The sequence below is a fragment of the Solibacillus sp. genome (assembly GCF_040273735.1).
In the GTDB taxonomy this organism is placed as follows: domain Bacteria; phylum Bacillota; class Bacilli; order Bacillales_A; family Planococcaceae; genus Solibacillus.
On record NZ_JBELZM010000003.1, the window covers coordinates 60,119 to 82,098 of the forward strand.

17 protein-coding genes and 1 other annotated feature are annotated in these 21,980 nt (G+C 38.9%); of the genes, 12 read left to right on the top strand and 5 right to left on the bottom strand.

From position 1 onward, the window contains the following. The first annotated feature begins 2 nt into the window (after window positions 1-2). The 5 genes from acsA (at window position 3) to ABS917_RS04610 (ending at window position 6,094) form a co-directional block, all read left to right on the top strand. A complete protein-coding gene (acsA, locus tag ABS917_RS04590) occupies window positions 3-1,730 on the top strand; it encodes an acetate--CoA ligase (protein ID WP_483316047.1) in 1,728 nt (575 codons plus the stop codon). Between the two features lie 199 nt (window positions 1,731-1,929). Continuing rightward, entirely contained in the window at window positions 1,930-2,964 is a 1,035-nt protein-coding gene (gene argC / locus ABS917_RS04595; protein ID WP_350477891.1) for an N-acetyl-gamma-glutamyl-phosphate reductase, read from the top strand. Between the two features lie 19 nt (window positions 2,965-2,983). Then, window positions 2,984-4,207: a bifunctional ornithine acetyltransferase/N-acetylglutamate synthase gene (gene argJ, locus ABS917_RS04600; protein WP_350477892.1), complete on the top strand. Its 1,224-nt coding sequence runs from the start codon at window positions 2,984-2,986 to the stop codon at window positions 4,205-4,207. Beyond that, window positions 4,170-4,946 (top strand): acetylglutamate kinase, encoded by a 777-nt coding sequence (gene argB, locus ABS917_RS04605; RefSeq protein WP_350477893.1) that lies wholly within the window; start codon window positions 4,170-4,172, stop codon window positions 4,944-4,946. Before argJ ends, argB begins: the two co-directional genes overlap by 38 nt. Further along, complete coding sequence (locus ABS917_RS04610; RefSeq protein ID WP_350477894.1) at window positions 4,943-6,094, top strand: acetylornithine transaminase; 1,152 nt, start codon at window positions 4,943-4,945, stop codon at window positions 6,092-6,094. The genes argB and ABS917_RS04610 overlap by 4 nt, the downstream gene beginning before the upstream one ends. Before the next feature lie 55 nt (window positions 6,095-6,149). Here the strand turns inward: ABS917_RS04610 and ABS917_RS04615 are convergent, their stop codons facing one another. Beyond that, window positions 6,150-9,029 carry a transglycosylase domain-containing protein gene (locus ABS917_RS04615; protein ID WP_350477895.1) on the bottom strand — a complete coding sequence of 960 codons (2,880 nt, stop codon included), beginning with the start codon at window positions 9,027-9,029 and terminating at the stop codon, window positions 6,150-6,152. A 102-nt stretch (window positions 9,030-9,131) separates the two neighbouring features. Then, window positions 9,132-9,339, top strand: a binding site (T-box leader). A gap of 73 nt (window positions 9,340-9,412) precedes the next feature. On the opposite strand from ABS917_RS04615, the gene tyrS reads away from it, so the two are divergent. The 3 genes from tyrS (at window position 9,413) to ABS917_RS04630 (ending at window position 12,661) form a co-directional block, all read left to right on the top strand. Then, entirely contained in the window at window positions 9,413-10,684 is a 1,272-nt protein-coding gene (gene tyrS / locus ABS917_RS04620; protein WP_350477896.1) for a tyrosine--tRNA ligase, read from the top strand. A gap of 95 nt (window positions 10,685-10,779) precedes the next feature. Then, a complete protein-coding gene (locus ABS917_RS04625) occupies window positions 10,780-11,952 on the top strand; it encodes a PstS family phosphate ABC transporter substrate-binding protein (protein ID WP_350477897.1) in 1,173 nt (390 codons plus the stop codon). Between the two features lie 97 nt (window positions 11,953-12,049). Continuing rightward, window positions 12,050-12,661 (top strand): YIP1 family protein, encoded by a 612-nt coding sequence (locus ABS917_RS04630; RefSeq protein ID WP_350477898.1) that lies wholly within the window; start codon window positions 12,050-12,052, stop codon window positions 12,659-12,661. Window positions 12,662-12,910: 249 nt separating this feature from the next. On the opposite strand, the gene ABS917_RS04635 is transcribed toward ABS917_RS04630, so the two are convergent. Further along, window positions 12,911-13,072, bottom strand: coding sequence for a YjcZ family sporulation protein (locus ABS917_RS04635; RefSeq protein WP_350477899.1), 162 nt, complete (start codon window positions 13,070-13,072; stop codon window positions 12,911-12,913). 164 nt (window positions 13,073-13,236) lie between these two features. Further along, the gene (gene rpsD / locus ABS917_RS04640) at window positions 13,237-13,839 is read right to left on the bottom strand and encodes a 30S ribosomal protein S4 (RefSeq protein WP_008407801.1); all 603 of its coding nucleotides are present in this window, start codon (window positions 13,837-13,839) and stop codon (window positions 13,237-13,239) included. A 484-nt stretch (window positions 13,840-14,323) separates the two neighbouring features. Between rpsD and ABS917_RS04645 the strand changes: the two genes are divergently transcribed. Continuing rightward, window positions 14,324-16,186, top strand: coding sequence for a sensor domain-containing diguanylate cyclase (locus ABS917_RS04645; RefSeq protein ID WP_350477900.1), 1,863 nt, complete (start codon window positions 14,324-14,326; stop codon window positions 16,184-16,186). 44 nt (window positions 16,187-16,230) lie between these two features. Here the strand turns inward: ABS917_RS04645 and ABS917_RS04650 are convergent, their stop codons facing one another. Together ABS917_RS04650 and hisJ are read right to left on the bottom strand one after the other, a co-directional pair. Next, the gene (locus tag ABS917_RS04650) at window positions 16,231-16,710 is read right to left on the bottom strand and encodes a GAF domain-containing protein (protein WP_350477901.1); all 480 of its coding nucleotides are present in this window, start codon (window positions 16,708-16,710) and stop codon (window positions 16,231-16,233) included. A gap of 12 nt (window positions 16,711-16,722) precedes the next feature. Next, window positions 16,723-17,526 (bottom strand): histidinol-phosphatase HisJ, encoded by an 804-nt coding sequence (hisJ, locus tag ABS917_RS04655; protein ID WP_350477902.1) that lies wholly within the window; start codon window positions 17,524-17,526, stop codon window positions 16,723-16,725. A gap of 141 nt (window positions 17,527-17,667) precedes the next feature. Here hisJ and ezrA point away from each other — a divergent pair, with 141 nt between their 5' ends. The 3 genes from ezrA to thiI all read left to right on the top strand — a co-directional run bounded on the left by ezrA (window position 17,668) and on the right by thiI (window position 21,915). Continuing rightward, window positions 17,668-19,371: a septation ring formation regulator EzrA gene (ezrA, locus tag ABS917_RS04660; protein WP_350477903.1), complete on the top strand. Its 1,704-nt coding sequence runs from the start codon at window positions 17,668-17,670 to the stop codon at window positions 19,369-19,371. A 187-nt stretch (window positions 19,372-19,558) separates the two neighbouring features. Beyond that, on the top strand, window positions 19,559-20,707 hold the full coding sequence (locus ABS917_RS04665) for a cysteine desulfurase family protein (RefSeq protein ID WP_350477904.1): 1,149 nt from the start codon (window positions 19,559-19,561) through the stop codon (window positions 20,705-20,707). Further along, window positions 20,704-21,915, top strand: a complete 1,212-nt coding sequence (gene thiI / locus ABS917_RS04670) for a tRNA uracil 4-sulfurtransferase ThiI (protein ID WP_079528470.1) — start codon at window positions 20,704-20,706, stop codon at window positions 21,913-21,915. Before ABS917_RS04665 ends, thiI begins: the two co-directional genes overlap by 4 nt. Window positions 21,916-21,980: the final 65 nt, after the last annotated feature.

Here is a 21,980-nt window from a genome sequence, read left to right on the forward strand (position 1 = left end):
TCATGGGGATGAAAACAATGGAAAGGCTTGCAGTTATTCCGGGGGAACATAATTTAAAAAATTATGAGGAAACAGCTGCGAATCATGATTGGCAACATAGTGAAACAGCATTTTCTTGGTTTGAAACGGGGAAGGTCAATATTGCATATGAAGCAATAGACCGGCAAGCAGCATCACACCGCAAAAACAAAGTCGCTCTTTATTATAATGATGGGAACCGAAAAGAAGCATATACTTTTTATGATATGAAACGACATACGAATAAAGCAGCGAATGTGTTGAAGGAAAAGGCAGATTTAAAAAAAGGGGAACGCATTTTTATTTTTATGCCACGCACGCCGGAGCTTTATTTCAGCTTAATTGGTGCATTGAAAATCGGCGCGATTGCTGGTCCATTATTTGAAGCATTTATGGAAGGAGCCGTATATGACCGTTTAATGGACAGTGAGGCGACAGCCATTATTACAACGCCTGCACTGTTGAGCAGAGTACCGCTTGAAAAGCTGCCTCATTTAAAGACGGTTTTTGTAGTCGGGGAAAATATTGAAGAAACTGATAAGATTTTAGATTTTAATAAATACTTTGCAGAGGCATCTCAGGATTTTGACATTGAATGGGTCGATAAGGAAGATGGCTCCCTTTTGCATTATACATCCGGCTCAACAGGTGCTCCAAAAGGGGTATTGCAGGTCCATTATGCAATGGTTCAGCAATATCAGACAGCACAGTGGGTACTGGATTTAAAAGAAGATGATATTTACTGGTGCACAGCCGATCCTGGTTGGGTGACTGGGACAGCTTACGGGATTTTCGGTCCATGGTTAAATGGTGTGACGAATGTAGTTATCGGGGGTCGCTTCAGTCCGCAAGCTTGGTATGGAGCAATTGAGGAATATGGTGTCACAGTATGGTATAGCGCGCCAACTGCATTTCGAATGTTGATGGGTGCAGGTCCGAATATTATCGGAAAATATAATCTTTCTACACTTCGTCACGTTTTATCGGTTGGTGAACCATTAAACCCTGAAGTTGTAAAGTGGGGTATGGAGATTTTAAATCATCGCATTCACGATACATGGTGGATGACAGAAACGGGAGGCCATATGATCTGCAACTACCCATCGATGGATATCAAGCCGGGTTCAATGGGGAAACCTGTGCCGGGAATTTATGCAACGATTGTGGATGACCAAGGCAATGAAGTACCGCCTTATACGATGGGGAATTTGGCTGTCAAAAAAGGGTGGCCGGCGATGATGCGGCAAATTTGGGGGAATCCTGAACGCTATGAATCTTATTTCTTAAAAGGAGAATGGTATGTTTCAGGAGATTCTGCATTTAAGGATGAGGAAGGTTACTTCTGGTTCCAAGGTCGAGTAGACGACGTTATTATGACGGCTGGAGAACGAGTTGGACCATTTGAAGTGGAAAGCAAATTGCTTGAACATCCCGATGTAGTGGAGGCAGGTGTAATTGGTAAACCAGATCCGGTACGCGGTGAAATTATTAAGGCATTTATTTCATTGCGTGAAGGGGTAGAGCCTAGTGATGCGCTTGAAGCGAATATTCGGGACTTTGTAAAAACAGGGTTATCTGCCCATTCAGCACCACGAGAAATTGAGTTCAGAGATAAGTTGCCTAAAACCCGAAGCGGTAAAATTATGCGCCGAGTGTTAAAGGCGTGGGAACTCGATTTACCTGCAGGCGACTTATCTACAATGGAAGATTAACTTTATATGCCAGCATTTTTTAAATCGGGGCGCTTACATATGTAGGCGCCTTTTGCATTATTATTTAACGACAATTTAGAATAATCTACAATTATATAAAAATACAGTTGACTAAATAAATATACATACTTATACTTATTTTTATCATTTAGAATTCGCAAAAAATTTTTCGGCTACATAAAAATGACGAGGTGACAACATGAAAGCAGGTATTATTGGTGCAACAGGGTACGGCGGACTAGAACTATTACGGTTTTTGCATAATCATAAAGAAGTAGAAGAAATTGGATTATTTACATCCTCTGATGAAGGAACTCAATTTTCGGATAAATTCCCGCATTTAACAGATATATATAATCAGCCATTACTTAAATTGGACGATGATGTATTGGCTGAATACGATGTTGTATTTGCAAGTACGCCGTCTGGGGTATCAAGTACGATTTTCCCGTCTTTAGTTGAACGTGGACCAAAATTAATTGATTTATCCGGGGATTTCCGGCTGAAAAATTTAGCCAGCTATGAAACTTGGTATAAAAAAAATCCGGCTCCACAGGAAGTAGTGGACCGAAGTGTATACGGATTAACGGAGTGGAATGAGCCAGCTATTGAAAAAGCCGATCTAATTGCCAATCCAGGTTGTTATCCAACGGCTGTTTTATTATCCATCTTGCCTCTTATAAAACATCGGTTAATTGATCCGAGCTTCTTGGTCATCGATGCGAAGAGCGGAATTTCAGGAGCAGGTAACAAACCATCACAAGCAACGCATTTCAGCGAAGCAAATGAAAGCTTCTCGATTTATAAAATTAATGAACACCAGCACATTCCTGAAATCGAACAAGCGATTTCAATGTTTACCGAGATCGAAACAACAATAACATTTAATACTCATCTAGTCCCGATGACAAGAGGCATTTTAGCAACTTCCTATGCGCAAGTAACGGAAGGTGTATCACAAAAACAATTAGAAGACTGTTTAACAGAAACGTATAAAGATCTTCCATTTGTCCGTGTCATTCAACAGGCTTCCGCAATAGGAACAAACCGCGTGAAAGGTTCAAACTATTGCGACATATATGTGAAGCTCGATGAAAGGACAAATCGGGCAACGATTATCGGTGTGATCGATAATTTAGTTAAAGGGGCGGCGGGCCAGGCAATTCAGAATATGAACGTTCAATTCGGGCTCCCGCAGCAAACAGGATTACAACTCGTTCCGTATTTTATTTAATTTAAGGGAGGGTCATTAGATGACTTCAACAATAGAAATGAAAAAATTATCAAGCAAAAATATCGTATCACCAAAAGGGTTTACTGCAGCAGGTGTTCATTGCGGACTTAAACATAAGAAAAAAGATTTAGCGATTTTGGTTAGTGAAGTACCAGCTAGCGTTGCCGGTGTATTTACGACAAATGCAGTCCAGGCAGCACCGTTAAAAGTAACAAAAGAAGTTGTATATGAAACGAAAAAAATGCAGGCAATCATCGTAAATTCAGGAAATGCAAATGCATGTACAGGCAAACAAGGGCTGTTGGATGCATATGAAATGCAACTGCTTGCAGCACAAAAGCTTGGTATTGCATCTAATTTGATAGGGGTAGCCTCTACGGGTGTCATCGGGGAAATTATGAAGATGGAGCCAGTAAAAAAAGGTGTAGAGCTATTAGATCCGGATTCAAAGCTAGAAAGTGGAATTGATTTCTCGCAAGCTATTTTAACGACAGATACAGTAATGAAAAACACAACTTATGCAACGATCATTGACGGCAAGGAAGTAATTGTTTCAGGAACAGCTAAAGGCTCTGGCATGATTGAACCGAATATGGCGACAATGCTTGGGTTTATTACAACAGATGCCAATATTGAATCAGAAGAGCTGCAAAAAGCGTTATCGAGTGTAACGGATTGCACATTCAACTCGATAACAGTAGATGGGGATACATCAACGAACGATACGGTTGTTGTAATGGCAAACGGCTTAGCAGGTAATGAACTGCTATCTCCTGCACATCCGGACTGGGAAAACTTTTACACAGCTCTACGTCTCGTATCGGAAGATTTAGCAAAGTCAATTGCACGTGACGGGGAAGGTGCGACAAAGCTGATTGAAGTAGAAGTGGATGGAGCCGTATCAGATGAAGAGGCACGTAAAATTGCGAAAACAGTTGTAGGTTCACCACTAGTAAAAACAGCAGTGTTTGGCTGTGATGCAAACTGGGGTCGTATTATTGCAGCGGTTGGCTATTCCGGAGCTGTCATCGATCCTGATAAAATCACAATCAAAATCGGTGGAGCAACAATGGTGGAAAATGGCGAACCGATTAAGTTTTCCGAAGAAGAACTCATCGAAATTTTAAAACAGCATGAAGTAAAAATATATGTGTCACTGGAAGTCGGTAAAGGGCACGGATTTGCATGGGGGTGTGACCTGACATATGACTACGTTCAAATCAACGCATCATACCGCTCGTAAAATGGTCATCAAGCTTGGGGGCAGCACATTAGAAGGTCTTAACGAGGCCTTCTTTCGCAATTTTAAAGCACTGCAGGAACAAGGTATCCAACTCATCATTACACATGGCGGAGGACCTGCGATCAACCGAGAATTAGCCACTGCCGGAATGGAGTCACACACAGTAAACGGACTGCGTGTAACGAGTGAAGAAATGATCGGTATTGTACAGTCAACTTTAATCGGAAAAGTAAATCCTTCACTCGTCCATGAGCTCCATTCTGCAAATATTTCTGCTATTGGACTGAACGGGTTTGATGGCGGGTTGCTAGAGAGTGAATTTTTAGATTATGAAACTTACGAATATGTAGGAGAAGTGAAGCATGTTAATATTAATATGTTAAACTCTTTGACAGAAGCTGGAATTGTACCTGTCATTGCCTGTATCGGTGCAACGAAGGACGGGCAGGCGCTGAACATTAATGGCGATACAGTGGCAAGTGAAATTGCATTGGCTGTCGAGGCAGATTGTCTCATGCTTGTGACGGATGTCGCCGGTATTCGTATACAGAATGAATACCAGACGGAAGTGACACCAAGCTTAATCGAACAATGGATTGACGAAGGGCATATTTATGGCGGGATGATTCCGAAAGTGCAAGGAGCCCTTAATTGTTTAAAGGCAGGCATTCCTTCTGTACAAATTGTTAATGAAACTTTAACCGGTACGACTATTTTAAGTGAGGAGCTAGTGAAATGAGTGCATTATTCCAAAATTACGCAAGAAGACCTTTTGCTATTGTCGAAGGAAAAGGAACAGAAGTATTTGATACGGCAGGGAAAAGATATTTAGATTTTACGAGCGGCATTGCCGTTTGTAGTTTAGGGCATGCACATCCATCAATCGTTGAAGCGATTCAAAAACAAAGTCAAAAGCTGTGGCATATTAGTAACTTATTTGAAAGTCCAGGACAGGAAAAACTTGCTGCGTCATTAGTGAAAGATTTGCATTTATCGTATGCATTTTTCTGTAATAGTGGTGCAGAGGCGAACGAAGCGGCTATTAAATTAGCACGTAAGCATACAGGTAAACATAAAATCATTGTGTTTGAACAGAGTTTTCACGGACGTACATTTGGTGCGATGAGCGCAACTGGACAAGATAAAGTACGTAAAGGCTTCGGTCCTTTAGTAAGTGAGTTTATAACATTGCCGTTTAATGATGTCGAAGCATTAAAAGCTGCAGTTGATGCAGATACTGCTGCGATTATGCTTGAAATGATTCAAGGTGAAGGCGGAGTAAATCCTGCAACGGATGAATTCGCGAAAGCCATTCATGAAATTCAGCGTTCATCGGATATTTTAGTTATTGTTGATGAAGTACAAACAGGTATCGGACGTACAGGAACTCGATTTGCATTTGAACAGACAGCTATCAAACCGGATATTGTTTCAATGGCAAAAGGTCTCGGTGGCGGTTTCCCGATTGGGGGGATCCTCGGAACAGAAAAGCTGTTTAACACATTTAATGCCGGTACACACGGTACGACATTCGGCGGAAATCCATTAGGTGTTGCCGTGGCACAAACAGTTATCGATCAAATATTCAATGATGCCTTTTTGGATAATGTTAAACAAAAATCGGCGTACTTTATAAAAAAACTGGAAGAAGCTTTTCCGGAAGATAATTATTCGGTTCAAGGAAAGGGATTAATGCTTGGTCTAAGCCTTGGTGGCGAAGATGTGGCACCCTATGTTGCAGCATTGGATGAAGCAGGTCTATTAACGGTTGCAGCCGGTCCTAAAGTGATTCGATTATTACCACCTTTAACAGTTAGCGAACAAGAAATTGATGAAGCAGTCAATTTACTAAAAGATGTAGTAAAAGCGGAACAAGTTTCAATTTAATCCCAATAAAAAATCTCACCAACTTTATTATGAGTTGGTGAGATTTTTTTTGCTTTTATTCTCCTGATGGTTCTGATTCGACCGGATCAACGTCAACTTCAATCTCGTCCAGGTCTTCAATTACTTCCCCAGGTACAACATTTTCCTCTTCTTCCGTTTCTGGTGGAGCGGGTGGAGCAGGTGGAGGAGTTTCAACCACTTCTCCGACTTCATTCGAATAGCCTGATTCCAATCCTGTAATATCGACTGCTACAACGATGTAGCGAACGCCTGGTGAAACAGACACCCGGTATCCTTCATAAGATTTTAATGAACGTACAAGCGATCTACCTTGATCGGTAACGCTATATACACGATAGCCAACAACATCATTTGATGGAGAGGCTGTCCATGAAAGTGAACCGTTTGCCAATGTAGCAAAAACAGGTTGCGGCGGTGCACTGTCTGCCGAGAATGGTGCCCCGGTTACAACGCCCTTACCCGAACTGAACGACAGTAATTTTGAAGCGTCTCCACCCAGTTTGCCTAACATGCGGTTAACAAAGGCCTGATTTAATCCGAAACCGCTCATTTGGACAAACTCAGTAGGAGTTTTCGGTAATGCGGCATATGTGTTGCCGTTAATCACAACCGATGTGGAAGATACAAAGCTATCATCCGGCTGTGTCGGTAAAAATACATTTTTATTAAATAAATCGGAAGTGACTAAACCGGCATTGGCACATGAAGTAGATGGTGCCAGGCCTGAAATACCACAAAATGATCTGGTCACAACGCCTTCAGGTTTTTTGAATGTTTCTTTCGTACCGACTAATTTCGGATCGATATCATAAAGCGTATTCAAGTAATTTGCCCATAAACGGTTTACACGCTGACTTGGATGCTGGTAACGGTTATTAAATGCATAAAGTGTACGCAGCTTTTCGTAACCCATCCAGACACCTACCGATATATTCGGGTTATAACCGACAAACCAAACATCGTTATGGTCCTGTGTTGTACCAGTTTTGGCAGCAAAGTCAGACGAGAATTTCAACTGGCTTTTTGCCAATGTACCAGTTCCACCCTGCTTCAAAACATCACGCAGCATATCGGTCATGATATACGCTGTTTCAGGTGCAAAAACTTTCACAGGCTCTACTTTATGTTCATAAATAATATTGCCGTCAAGATCTTCAATGCGATCAATCATGTAGGCATCGATAAATTGACCATTATTGGCAAATGTTGCGTATGCATTGGTGTTTTCTTCAACTGATGCACCAATAGTTAAACTGCCCAGAACTGTCGAGCTATTTTCGTAATCATTCGGCACTAACTTAGAGAAGCCCATCTTTTCCAAATACGTTGCAGGGCGACGGTCTAAAATGGAATCATATAAACGTGCTACTGCCAAGTTCTGCGAAGATGCAACCGCCTGGCGTGCTGGAATAATTCCTAATTCCTGGTTCGGGTTATAGTTCACAGGATCCCAACCAGTAACCGGGTGTACAAATTTCACATCGACAACTGGGCTTCCTGCTCCAATGACACCATAATCGATTGCCGGAGCATAGGCAAGTAACGGCTTCATTGTTGAACCGTTTGAACGGAATGCATTCGTTGCGTGATTTACTTGTGTAATATTATGGTCGCGTCCACCAACGAAACTTAAAATGCGGCCTGTACTATTTTCGATAACAATACTTCCTGTTTGTACAGGAATGTCCACTTCGATTTCTTCGCCTGTTTCAGGATCTTTTTCTTTTTTCTTATATGTTTGTCCGTATAAAGTGAAGTCTTCCGTCACTTTTTTCATTGCATCATACATATCTTTATTGATCGTTGAGTATATACGGTAACCACCGGAACGTATTGTACGGTCGGCCATTATCGTATACTTTTCGTTTAAGTTCTTTTCTTCTTTTAAACGATCCGGGTCAATACCGTCTTTTTCCGCGAGAATTTTCGCGAAAATCTCTTTTGAACGAAGCTCAAGCTCAGCTGTTAACCAAGGATATTTTTCTTCCGGACGGATTTCATACCCTTTGAAGTCTTTCGTAATATCGTATGCAATTGCTTCATTATATTCTTTTTCGGTAATATAACCCGCCTCTTGCATGCGATAAAGAACCGTTTTCATACGGTCGATACCTGGCTGTATTCCTTCCGCACTTTTTTGCTCACCTTTATTTGTAAAAGGTGTGTATGTGAAAGGTGCCTGAGGGATACCGGCAATATAGGCAGCCTGAGGTAAATTTAATTTAGATGCGGACACACCGAAAATTCCTTGTGCAGCCGTCTCGATACCGGCAATATTACGACCTGAAGAATTTCGGCCGTACGGGATAATATTTAAATACGCTTCGAGAATTTCTTCTTTTGTCATAAAATGTTCCAAACGATATGCAAGTAAAATTTCCTTTGCCTTTCGTTCATATGAAACTTCATTGGTTAATATTTGGTTTTTTATTAATTGCTGTGTAAGGGTAGAGCCACCTGTCTGTGTAGACGAGTTGGATACGTCTTGCAGTAATCCCCGTAATACCGCTTTTGGAACAATGCCGGTATGCTCCCGGAAATATTCATCCTCTGTAGCAAGTACAGCATTAATTAAGGATGGGGATATATTAGCTAGCGATGTTTCACGTCGGTCTAAATCAGTTCGGATCTTTCCTATGTAAATATCGTTCGCAAAATATAGTTCACTTGTTTCTTCATAGCTGAAAATTTGTTCGCGCATTTCTTCTTTCGATCGCAAAGGTTCATCCTTTGTTAATGATGCGAAGTAACCTGCGCCTACACCTCCGACAAACAACAGTGTCGCAGCTATAAAAATAATCGCCAGCAATGTTAAATTCCAGAATACACCGCCTCCAATTCGGACGTAGCGCATTCGTTCTGAAGAAGCAAGGATATCGATTTTTTCATTTAATTTTTCGAGCCATTTTCTCACATCATCGACCTCCTAAAATCTTGTTTATTATAGCATATTTGATATATAAACGAATATAAATATTGACATCAACTAATTTCTAGGTAGAATAGAAAATATAAATTTTAGGCAACGAAGAGTTTGCAGTAATAAATGTGTTCCCTGCATAGAGAGCTAGCGGTTGGTGAAAGCTAGACATAGCGCATTTATGAATTACGTACTTGGAGCCTGAACGGATCGTCACGTTATAGACGCTTAAAGTGGAAGAAAGAGATGTAATTTTCTTCAAGCCGGGTGGTACCGCGTTAAATAAAAATTTGACGTCCCTGCATGCATTTGCGTGTAGGGACTTTTTTTATTTCCTTACAAGTAAATGACGCATCATGTAAAAGGAGAGAAAACAAATGACAAACGAATTACTGCAAGATTTGGAATGGCGCGGATTGTTATACCAACAAACTGACGCGGAAGGTATGGAAAAGCTATTAAACGAGGAAAAGGTTTCCCTATACGTAGGTGTTGACCCTACAGCGGACTCGATGCATATCGGACATATCGTGCCATTGCTTACATTACGCCGTTTCCAAAAAGCAGGTCATACACCGATTTTATTAGTTGGTGGAGCGACAGGTACTGTAGGGGATCCATCCGGCCGTTCAGAAGAGCGCCAATTACAGACGATGGATCAAATCGATAAAAATGTGCAAGGTCTTAAAAAGCAAATGGAGCGTTTATTCGACTTTTCATCGGATGCGGCAAACAGTGCTGTTCTTGTAAACAATAATGACTGGGTAGGTCCAATGACATTAATCGATTTCCTTCGTGATTACGGGAAACTGATTAATGTAAACTACATCTTAAATAAAGATACCGTTGCATCACGATTGGATTCAGGTATTTCGTTCACTGAATTTGCATACACATTAATCCAAGGTATCGACTTCAACCACTTGTATGATCATCACAATGTTCGAATTCAAGTAGGTGGTTCGGATCAGTGGGGCAATATTACAACAGGCTTGGAAATGATACGTAAAACACATGATGAAAATGCGAAAGCGTTCGGTATTACAATTCCGCTTGTTACAAAAGCGGACGGTACAAAATTCGGTAAAACAGCGGGTGGCGCTGTATGGCTGGATGCTGCCAAAACATCTCCATACGAGTTCTACCAGTTCTGGATCAATACAGCGGATGCCGATGTAGTGAAATACTTGAAAATCTTCACATTCCTGTCACGTGAAGATATTGAAGGCCTGGCAGTAAGTGTTGAAGAAGAGCCGCATTTACGTAAAGCTCAAAAAGCGTTGGCTGAAGAAATGACACGACTGATCCATGGTGGAGAAGGTCTAGAAGCAGCAGAGCGTATTACAAAAGCATTATTTTCTGGTGATTTAAAAGCATTATCAGTAGAAGAAATGAAAGTTGCCTTCTCTGGTGTACCTTCTGTAGAAGTGGCAAAAGAGGATAAAAATATCGTGGAATTAATTGTAGAAGCAGGGATTTCTTCATCAAAGCGTCAAGCGCGTGAAGATGTTACGAACGGTGCAATTAGTGTGAACGGTGAAAAAATTACGGATCTTGAATATGTAGTAGATTCGAAAGACCGTTTGGAGGATGCTTTTGCAATTATCCGCCGCGGTAAGAAAAAATACCATATGGTGAAATTTGCTTAATTAATTAAAACGTCTTGGGAAGCAGTTTTCCAGGACGTTTTTTTAAAAGGAATATTTCGTTTCATAAAGAACTATAGGAGGAGAGGGGTGGGAGTATGGAAAATAAATCTTATTTAGGGAAAATTGTCATTTCGATTTTTGTCTTACTGACGGTTTGCTTTTTCACTTTCATATTGTTATTTTTTGTAGCATTTAGCGGCAAGATTCATTATATACCGTTAGTAATTTCTGCTGCGGTCATTTTATATATTGGTTTTGTCCTTGTGATTTTTGATGTATTTTATAAAAACAGTAAGCGTATAAAAATCTTTTGGTCAATTGCCGGAATTGTTTTGGTCGTCACCTCGATACAACCAATTTATAAATGGTTCGATGGCACGGTACCGACTGTTGACGCGGAAGTAAATATTTATCAATATGAGCCTTTTACAGATCAGAATAAATTAGTGCAATTGGATAAGAAACCGAGTTTAAAAATAGAGGAACCTTTGCCGAAGATGGATGGTGCAACGGCTTTGTATCCATTGTATGCCGCCATCACAGAGCATATATATCCGGAAAAAGAATACAATCCATACAAGAGCGAAGTGGTGGTCAACCAGACACATGAAGCCTATACAAATCTGATTTTCGGAAATACGGACATGATTTTTGCAGCGGGCCCTTCCGATGCACAAATTAATCAAGCCGAACAACAGGGTATAACACTTCATTTGACGCCAATCGGAAAAGAAGCGTTTGTTTTTTTCGTAAACAGTAAAAATAATGTCAATCGTTTATCACTCGATCAAATTAAGGGGATCTATGCTGGGGAAATTACAAACTGGTCGGAAGTGGGCGGAAAAGATGATACAATCCGGGCGTTCCAAAGACCTCAGGACAGCGGATCGCAAACAGCACTGCAACGGCTAATGGGGGATACCCAGTTAATGGAAGCGCCAACGGAAGATATAGCAACAGGTATGGGCGGAATTATCAATGAAGTGTCCCAATATAAAAATTATAAAAATGCAATCGGTTATACTTTCCGATACTACTCAAATGAGATGGTTAAAAATAAAGAAATCAAACTTTTGGAAATCGATGGAGTTGCACCGACAAGAGAAACGATCCGTAACAATACGTACCCGATTGCTTCCGAATTTTATATTGTGACAGCAGGCGAGCCAACAGGAAATGTTAAGAAACTGGTTGATTGGGTGCTCTCGGAAGAAGGGCAGGCATTAGTGGAAAAGGCTGGCTATGTATCTCTTAAAACTGCCGAATAGTTAAAGATTGGTATGCTACTAAAGGAGCAATAACTTTGTATCACCTTAAAAATATCAGTATAATAGATTGTATACATATTTTTAGGGGGATGTTATTTTGAGTGAGCAATTAACTGGTACAGTCGATGATCGACATGCCATATTAAGCATTGCTGTTAAACCCCGAGATACTATTCGTTATGTGTTAACAACAAAAAAGTTATCTTATTTCATTTTCGTTGGTATTATCGGAGTGTTTGCTAGCAATTTAGTCAGCTTTATCGGTAGTGAATTTACAGGGCAATATACACTGGGGGATATTGTTTATTCAACATTTCTATTAAGTTTAATACTGTATTTTCTTTCAACGGCTGTGTCAGCAGGCGTATTGACACTATCAGCAAAAGCGTTCGGTGGTACAGGGAAGTTTAAAGAAATGTTCCGCATGATCAGTGTGACAATGATTCCTTATATTTGGATATTGCCGGTCCTGCTTTTCTGGATGCAATTCGCGCCACAGTCATTTTTCACAATTTCCTATATGGAGACGTCACTAGGTGATTTGATTCTGCAATTTGTTTGCGGAACACTAATTATTATTAGCAGTATTTGGACATATGCCATCACAGTTATTGGGATATCAGAAGTTCACCACATTTCTAAGTGGAAAGCATTTTTTGCTTCGTTTATAGTAATTGCTGTACTAGGAGCAACTTACTTTGTGTTTTAAAAGACATTATTAAAAATGTGATATATCCAACTTATTCCTTTAAATTAAAAGATGCTGCCGCTATATAAGCGTACAGCATCTTTTTGCATACTGAATTGTCTGATTGTGCAGGAAAAAAACTAAATACATTATCACTGAACTAAAAATTAAAAGGGTCACTGGGGGAAGTGACCCTAATGGCGTGAAAAGCAGTAATAAGTAGTTGGAATTATTCCTGGTAGCTAAAATTATTTTTGTGAATCGATGCTATTAGTAAGCAAAAGTAGCGCCGACAATAATTAAAAGAATGAATAGAACAACGATCAGAACGAAAGTTGAACTATTACCGCCGCTGTTACCACCGCCACCACACCCGTAACCGCCGTAGTTGTTATAGTTTTGATTTTGATAACCTTCATATCCGTAACCCATTAAATTCACCCCCTTTCCTCGTTATCCTATTCACCGAAGAAAGGTTGATCGGGGCGTTTGAACAATTTTAAAAAAGTTTTTTATGGAATTAATCAAAAAAACCACCAAGCACCTGATGAACAGGGCTTGGTGGTTTATTTCGAATATATCTGAAGTTTGAAAGATTAACGAGAGTAGAACTCTACGATGAATTGTTCGTTGATTTCAGAAGATAATTCAGAGCGCTCTGGTAAACGTACGAAAGTACCTACTTTAGAGTCTGCATCGAAAGATAAATATTCTGGTACGAAGCTGTTTACTTCGATTGATTCAGCAACAACTGAAAGGTTAGCTGATTTCTCACGTAAAGAGATCGTTTGACCTGGTTTTACTGAGTAAGATGGGATGTCAACGCGGTTACCATCAACTAAGATGTGACCGTGGTTAACTAATTGACGAGCTGCACGACGAGTGCGAGCTAAACCTAAACGGTAAACTAAGTTGTCAAGGCGAGTTTCAAGTAAGATCATGAAGTTTTCACCGTGTACACCTTGTAATTTACCAGCACGTAGGTAAGTGTTTTTGAATTGACGTTCAGTCATACCATACATATGACGTAATTTTTGCTTTTCAGTTAATTGTAGACCGTACTCTGATTTTTTACCACGAGAGTTCGGGCCGTGTTGACCTGGTGCGTAAGGGCGTTTTGCGATTTCTTTACCTGTGCCGCTTAATGAAATACCAAGACGACGAGATAGTTTCCAAGATGGACCTGTATAACGAGACATAATTGTGTCTCCTCCTTAAAATTGGTTTTTGTTGTAAAAGAAAAAACCAGTTGTACCCGACATTAAACGGTATTCTATTTTCATGTATCTTCGCCCATGCAGCCGAAAGGGTTACACAATACACCATTCTGTCTACACAGAAGGAATAAAATACTACATTTAAGTTATACAACTACTGCATTCATTTTACACAAAGGCTATTGTATCTTTTTTTTATCTATCCGTCAACAAAGGTGTGTTACTTTTTGAATATAATATGTAGGAAAGTGAAATAAAAATAATTATCACTTTTATGGGTATTTAATCATAAAAATGGGTAGTAGATATGAACGGGGAAATACTTGAATCTTCAAAAAACAATACAAATTGGGGTGTTTATTAGAAAAATATAACAAAAATAAATAGTCAATAAGACATAAAATGTGTATACTTGAGGTTAAGTGAAAAGAACCGACATCGCAATAGTAAAAGAAAAGGTGATTTAATGGTGGAAAATCAACAAAAGATTGATCAATTTAAATCGGATATCTTAAGCCTTTGTATGAATACAAAATTACAACTAAGTAAATTTTATGATTACTTTTTCCTATTAAAAGAAAACCTACTTAAACACTTTTATATGGAGCATTGTTTTTTATTTCATGTAAGCGAAAATAAATTGAAACCGATCGACAACTTAGAATTACTGAATGTTGATGTAACATTAGATTTAATACAAACCTATTTTAATGGTAATAAAGTTGTGAAGTTACCCGGGTTTTTTAAAGAACAGCCATATTTTGAAAATCATACGGATGTTATGCCACTTATAATAAATGAAAAAATAGAAGCTATTATTATATTTAAATATAATCCTGAGAACGCACCTATACAAGCAGTGCTGACAGAAGAAATTGTAGGGGCGATATCCGCTTCCTATTCATTTTTAACAAAAAGATATGAAGTTTATTCGAATGAGCAAAAGTACCGTAAATTATACGGGATGACAGACCTTTTCCATTCGACGATGGATATAGATGTAATTTTGGAAAATGTACTTATTACAATTGAAGAAAATTTTCCGGGTCTGGAAGTTGAACTGATTTTGTCAAATGACCAAGATCGTCAAACGAGAGTGAAAATAAAGCCTTTCGACTATTTGTCGGAACGCCCTGCAACAATCGAGTCTTTCGTATCGGGAGAGTTGAAAGAGGATATAGCCTTTGAACAAAACCGTCGGTTATTAAATGTGCCAATAAAAGGGAGACAAGCCATCTACGGAATTTTACAGGTGAAAGCACCCGTCAATTACTCATTTACAAGTCCGGAAAAAGAATTTATCCGGATGCTTGCCCAAGCTTCGGGAAATGCTTTGGAAAACGCCAAGCTCTATCATCAATCGCATCGTCTCATCACGGATTTACAGTTGATCAATGAAACTTCCCATCGTTTAAATATGAAATTGACGATCAGTGAAATGCTTTTATTTTTACAAAAGCAAATGCTGAAATCTTTTCAGCCTATGGAAATTGGCTTCCTGTTTAAAGAAGATGAAAAGTATATCATGACAGAAGCGTGTACAGAGCTTTTCCAGCATATAGCATGTAACGTATATATTCAGCATGTGGAGAAGCATTTTCAGTCTACCCAAGACCCGTTGTTTATTGCTGATTTCAGCCGTCTTATTTCAGGAGACATTGAGTATAAGTCGATAATGGCCATTCCAATGATTGTAGAAGAAGATATTATCGGGTTTAGCATTGTACTGCATAAAGAGCCGTATTTTTTCTCCTTTGACAGCTTCAAATTAATGCAATCTCTTATTCACCATTCGTCATTAGCCATTTCCAATTCGGTGTTACGAGAACAGCTTCAGGAGATGGTGGATCGAGACCATTTAACAAAGCTTTACGCAAGAAGTTACTCCGATTCATACGTGGAAAAAGCTATTCAAAAGGACGATTCAGGAATGTTCCTGTTAATTGATATTGATAACTTCAAAAAGGTTAATGACACATACGGACATCAAGTCGGGGATGATGTCATTGTACAAATTGCTAGGCGACTGCAAAATGAAATAGGGAAAAAAGGCATTTGCTCACGCTGGGGCGGTGAAGAACTTGCCATCTATATTCCGAATATTTCAGACAGAGAAGCAATTGAAGTTTCAGATGCAATTGTACAAATGGTACCAAATGTAACAAATCCTTCAGTTACGGTTTCTGCGGGGATGATTACGTGGCATAAGAGCAGCCGTCCGGATTTTAAAAATATGTTTTTGCAAGCGGATATTGCACTTTACCATGCAAAGCGGAACGGAAAAAACCGTCTATGTGTATATGAAAAACCTATGGAACTACAATATTAAAGGGAGTACCCGGAATAATTTTTCGGGCACTCCCTTTTTAGCTATTAAATATGTTTTGACAGTACATCCACAAATTTTTCCAAACCATCTTTATCTTCAGAAGTAAAACGTGCTTCAATTGGGCTATCGATATCTAAAACACCTAAAACGACACCATTTTTAATTAAAGGAATAACGATTTCCGATTTTGATGCAGCGTCACAAGCGATATGACCAGGGAAAGCGTGAACATCGTCTACAACCATTGTTTGTTCTTTAGCAACCGTTGTGCCGCAAACACCGCGCCCGACAGGAATTCGTACACAAGCGGGCAAGCCTTGGAATGGGCCAAGCACCAATTCGCCTTCATGCATTAAATAAAATCCAACCCAGTTAATTTCTTTTAAAAAAGTATTTAATAAAGCTGAAGCGTTACTTAAGTTAGCGATTAAGTTATTTTCTCCTTCAAGCAATGCATCCAGCTGTTTTGATAACTGATTGTACTGTTCTGTTAATGTCCCGTTATAAGTAATATTTCCAAACATAGAAGCCTCCGATTAAATAGTTATTTTTTTCTGTAATAAATCATAATGCTGATGCAAATCCGCTGCCGTATGGGCATCCGACCCGAAAACAATTGGAATCTGTAAATCAATTGCCTGTTTCACAAACGAATAAGGCGGGTATGACTCCTTACAATACGGTTTACTTAGACCAGCACTATTAAAATCAAGCTCATACTGACCGGTCTGCATCATCTTCAATAATTCATTGATGTCAGCTGTATCATCAATCTGCTCGTTGTGGGCAAGCTGAAATTTATGAATTAATGTTGGATGTCCTATACGCTTAGGTTTGTATAAGCCTAGATCCGCTATAATCGACTTTTTCACAGTTTCGTAGTATAGCTTATACATAGGAAGAATACCGCCTACCTTATTGGCAAATTGTAAATATACTTCTTGTGAAAAGTCAATACATACATACTCATCTTGGAAATTCAAAAAATGTACAGATAATATCGTATCATCCATTAATGGTCCGACTTCATTCAGAAATTGTTTTGTTTCCTTTTCAAAGCCGACAATATAGTCGACTTCTAAGCCGATATTAATTTTAATTTGCGATTGGTACTGTTCTTTTGCGCACTGCAGTTGTTTAAAGTAATCTATCAAATAAACAGGGTTCATTCCGCTATCCTTGTCGGGTGTTGGATCGACAAAGTTTTCAGGTAAAGGCGCATGCTCCGTAAAGGTAATTTCTTTAAATCCGCTTGCTATCGACTTTTCGACATATTCTTCTATCGAATCTGTAGAACCATGGGGACAAAAAGGTGTATGTATATGACCATCTCGTTTCAATTGAATGACCTTCCTTCAAAAATATGGTATTTAAAAGTAAAAAAAGCTGGAAATAGTTAAACAAATATAAAAAAACATGTTATTATAAATAATACGTATATAGCTAAAATATTGATTTTATTTGGGATTAGGGGGCTTACAATGATAAAGTATATCATCATTGTTGTCGTCGTACTATTAGCATTATTAATGGCAGGCTTAGTAGTAAGACGCAAGCATAATGCAGAAATAGGACGATTAGATAAGGAAAAACTACAAATACAACATTACCCGATTTTTGAGGAGCTAGCAAAAGTAAAAGCCCTTAATATGAACGGTCAAACAGAAGAACTGTTTGAAAACTGGCGTAATCGTTGGTTGGATGTTGTCGATAAGCAAATTCCGAAAATTGACGAATTGTTGTTTGATGCGGAAGAATTTGTCGACCGATTTAAATTTAACAAAGCAACACATACAGAACGCGATATCGAACAGGAGCTTGCAAAATGTGAGCAAGTACGTGTGCAGATCATAACAGAGCTGGATGAACTGATTGGCAGTGAAGAGAAAAACCGTATTGAAATCGAACAGCTGAAAGAATATTACCGTTCTGCACGCAAGACGATTTTGGCACACCAGCATTCATTTGGTCCAGCTTTGGAAGCATTGGAAAAGAAGCTGGAGCAATTTACGCCGAAATTTGAAGAGTTCGATGAGTTAACGAAAGACGGCAACTATTTGCAGGCACGTGAAATTGTCCTACAGCTGAACAGTGAAGCACAGGAAATTTTTAGTTTATTAAATGACGTGCCGACATTGCTGACGGAAATTCAAACTAAAATCCCAACTGCAATTCATGAACTTCGTAATGGACAGCGTGAAATGGAAGAACAAAAATATTATTTACGCCATTTAGAACTGACTGAATATTTGAATGGACTTGAGAGTGAACTGGAAATGTTAAAAGCAGCAGTCGCTGAACTTAACTTGCCAGCTGTTTCACCACGAATTCAAACAATAAATGATGAAATCGACCATTTTTATAATTTACTTGAAAAAGAAGTTATGGCAAGAAAGTATGTTGAACGAAACTGTTCAGGCATGTATAGCGTGATCAATGATGTTATGCGTCTTACAAAGGACATTAATGATGAAGTCGCTTATGTGCAGCATAGCTACCGTTTACAGGACAAAGAAGCGGAAATTCCAAAAGTAGGCTTAAAGCATTTGGAAGTATTACAAAGACGCTATGAATTGTTATCAACACGTGTACAAGAAGAAAAATCTGCATACTCAAGCTTACAGGAAGAGCTAAAAGAAATTACTGATGAGATTGAGCAAATTGCTGAGGAACAGGAAAATTTCTCGAACAAACTTAAGAATCTCCGTATTGATGAAAATAAAGCAAGAGCTGAATTGGAAGCTTTGAAGCGTTTATTACAAGATACAGAGCGCCTGCTTGGACGTGCCAATATTCCTGGAATTCCGGAAGAAATGGATGCGAGACTGGAAGAAGCCGCAGAACAGATTTTTGTAGTTGTTCAAAGTTTACAGGAAGTACCGTTAAATATTATCCAAGTGAACCAGCATTTAGTAAATGCAAAGCAATCGATTGAAGAAACACATGAAAAAGCACAGGAAATGATTGAGAATGTATTAATTATTGAGCGTCTTATTCAGTTTGGAAACCGCTACCGTGCAACAAATCGACAAGTACATGAAAATCTACTTGAAGCTGAAGACGCATTCAAGAAATTCCGCTACATAAAAGCACTGGAAGATGCAGCAAAAGCGGTTGAAATTATCGATCCTAATGCAATTAAACGTATTGAGGAGCTCGTTCAGGAGCAGCTGCTTACAAAATAATAAGCATTAACGGTTACATGTTGATCCATTTAGCGTTATAATAAATAAGCACATTTATGAGGTTGTGTTAGTAGTCAGTCTGACTATTAACACAACCTCTCTCTTTGGTAAGTGATGATAAAAAGCAGGACACTGTAATCACAATATGATTACGGGAAATCAGTTTTAAAAAGAAGGTTGAGTATAGATGATATATTTAGATAATAGTGCGACAACAAAACCGCACAAAGATGTCTTGGCTACATTTATGTTAGTGAATGAACAATATTATGCCAACCCTGCATCGATTCACCGTGCAGGTGTCGAGTCAAATACCTTATTAACAAAAGCTCGTGAGCAATTGGCAAATATTCTTCATACAGAAGAAAAAAATATTTTATTTACTTCCGGAGGTACGGAATCGAATAATGCAGCGCTTTTTGGTCTCGCAAAATCTAGCAATTTTAGAGGCAAGCATATTATTACGACAGAAATAGAACATCCTTCGATTTTGGAATCAGTCAAGCGTTTGGAAGAAGAAGGTTATGAAATTGACTACCTAAAAGTAAATAAATATGGGGTCATTTCTTTAGAGGAATTACAGCAAAAACTTCGCAAAGATACAATTATTGTGAGCATTATGCATGTAAACAACGAAATCGGAGCAGTGCAGCCAATTCAGGAAGCGGCTAAAATTATTCATCATACATGCCAGGCGATGTTCCATGTTGATGCGATTCAAAGTTTCGGAAAGTTGCCGGTCATTTTTGACGGAGACAATGGTCCTGATGTCATTTCCATTTCAGGACATAAAATTCAAGGTTTAAAAGGGAGTGGCTTGTTAGCATTCCGTAAAAAACCGCAACTGAAGGCATTTATCGTTGGTGGTGGACAAGAGTTCGGATTAAGAAGTGGTACGGTTGCAGTGCCGCAAGCTGTTTCATTGGCAAAAGCGGCCCGTTTAGCTGTTGAGGGCATGAAGGGAAATGTAGAAAATTTTAAAAAATGGTCTGCAGATCTCCATCATTTCTTTGAGCAATTTGGTCAGGAAGTATATATCCTGTCGCCGAAAGATGGTGCACCTCATATTTTATCGTTCAGTGTTAGAGGACTAAAAGGTGAAATTTTAATAAACGCGTTACAAAAACGAGATATTATCGTTTCAACATCAAGTGCCTGCTCGTCAAAACAGACGAAAACAAGCCATGTTGTGGAAGCATTAAATATCGATAGCCGCTATAAAAACGGTGTACTCCGTTTAAGCTTAGGCGCAATCAACACAGACGAAGATATTGCTTCATTCAAAAAGCAATTCTCAATCGTAATGAAAGAATTAAAAGGAGATATTACGCAATGATTTTTAAAGAAATTTTAGTTCGCTATGGTGAATTATCAACAAAAGGTCGAAACAAAAAAGATTTTATCAGCCGTTTACGCGATAATGTACGTTATTCATTTAACGATATTGCACCACTGAAAATACGTGCAGAGCGTGACCGGATGTTTATTGAAGTTGAAAACAAAGAAAAATTTGATGTTCTAATGGATCGTTTACCCCATGTTTTCGGTATTCAATCAATCAGCCCTGTTGCATCTTGTGAAAAAGATTTAGATGTGATGAAAGCTTTAGCCTTTGAAATTTTAGAAGACTATCGTGACAAAGGGGATTTAACGTTTAAAGTTGAAGTACATCGTACCGATAAAACTTTCCCTTTGAACACGCATGAATTACAGCGTGAAATGGGAGCTACAATTTTACCGAATTTCCCAAACTTTAAAGTACAGGTGAAAAATCCGGATTTCGCACTTCGAATTGAAGTTCGTGAAGATGCGATCTATATGATGGCACAAGTAATCCAAGGTGCTGGAGGAATGCCGATTGGTTCAAACGGACGTTCGCTGCTAATGCTTTCAGGCGGTATTGATAGCCCTGTTGCCGGCTACTTAATGATGAAACGTGGCGTTCGGCTGGATGCAATCCATTTCTTCAGCCCTCCGTATACGAGCGATAATGCATTACAAAAAGTTAAAGAACTTGCAAATGAATTAACAAAATTCGGTGCAAATATCCGCCTGCATGTCATTCCGTTCACAGAACTGCAAGTAGCAGTAAAAGACGCGGTGCCAGACAATATGTCAATGACGTCAACACGTCGTATGATGATGAAAGTTGCCGATAAAGTGCGTGAAGACATTGGTGCATTAGGTATAGTAACAGGTGAAAGCTTAGGGCAAGTCGCTTCACAAACATTGGAAAGCTTAACGGCAATAAATGATGTGACAAATACACCAATATTACGTCCCTTAATATCTGCAGACAAAAATGATATCATCAAAATTGCAAAAGATATTGGCACATACGAAACATCAATTCAGCCATTTGAGGATTGCTGTACAATATTTACACCATCTAGTCCGAAAACAAAACCGAAATTAGAAAAAGTTCAGCGCTTTGAAAGCTTTACGGAATTCGATGATTTAATTGATCGTGCCGTTAAAAACCGCGAAGTATATCAGTTCCCTCAGAAGGAAGTAAAAGAAGATAAATTCGCAGATCTACTATAATTTTTAGGAAATGATAATGATTTCCTAATCGAGCTATAATTTACCTGTGTTTTTTATGTATTAAT

Bases quoted from the DNA above. Each gene is read 5' to 3' on its own strand.
- ezrA (WP_350477903.1), top strand. From the start codon at position 17,668: ATGATAAAGTATATCATCATTGTTGTCGTCGTACTATTAGCATTATTA.
- ABS917_RS04650 (WP_350477901.1), bottom strand. From the start codon at position 16,710: ATGTTTGGAAATATTACTTATAACGGGACATTAACAGAACAGTACAAT.
- argJ (WP_350477892.1), top strand. From the start codon at position 2,984: ATGACTTCAACAATAGAAATGAAAAAATTATCAAGCAAAAATATCGTA.
- argC (WP_350477891.1), top strand. From the start codon at position 1,930: ATGAAAGCAGGTATTATTGGTGCAACAGGGTACGGCGGACTAGAACTA.
- acsA (WP_483316047.1), top strand. From the start codon at position 3: ATGGGGATGAAAACAATGGAAAGGCTTGCAGTTATTCCGGGGGAACAT.
- ABS917_RS04665 (WP_350477904.1), top strand. From the start codon at position 19,559: ATGATATATTTAGATAATAGTGCGACAACAAAACCGCACAAAGATGTC.
- thiI (WP_079528470.1), top strand. From the start codon at position 20,704: ATGATTTTTAAAGAAATTTTAGTTCGCTATGGTGAATTATCAACAAAA.
- rpsD (WP_008407801.1), bottom strand. From the start codon at position 13,839: ATGTCTCGTTATACAGGTCCATCTTGGAAACTATCTCGTCGTCTTGGT.
- ABS917_RS04625 (WP_350477897.1), top strand. From the start codon at position 10,780: ATGGAAAATAAATCTTATTTAGGGAAAATTGTCATTTCGATTTTTGTC.
- argB (WP_350477893.1), top strand. From the start codon at position 4,170: ATGACTACGTTCAAATCAACGCATCATACCGCTCGTAAAATGGTCATC.
- ABS917_RS04610 (WP_350477894.1), top strand. From the start codon at position 4,943: ATGAGTGCATTATTCCAAAATTACGCAAGAAGACCTTTTGCTATTGTC.
- ABS917_RS04645 (WP_350477900.1), top strand. From the start codon at position 14,324: ATGGTGGAAAATCAACAAAAGATTGATCAATTTAAATCGGATATCTTA.
- tyrS (WP_350477896.1), top strand. From the start codon at position 9,413: ATGACAAACGAATTACTGCAAGATTTGGAATGGCGCGGATTGTTATAC.
- ABS917_RS04635 (WP_350477899.1), bottom strand. From the start codon at position 13,072: ATGGGTTACGGATATGAAGGTTATCAAAATCAAAACTATAACAACTAC.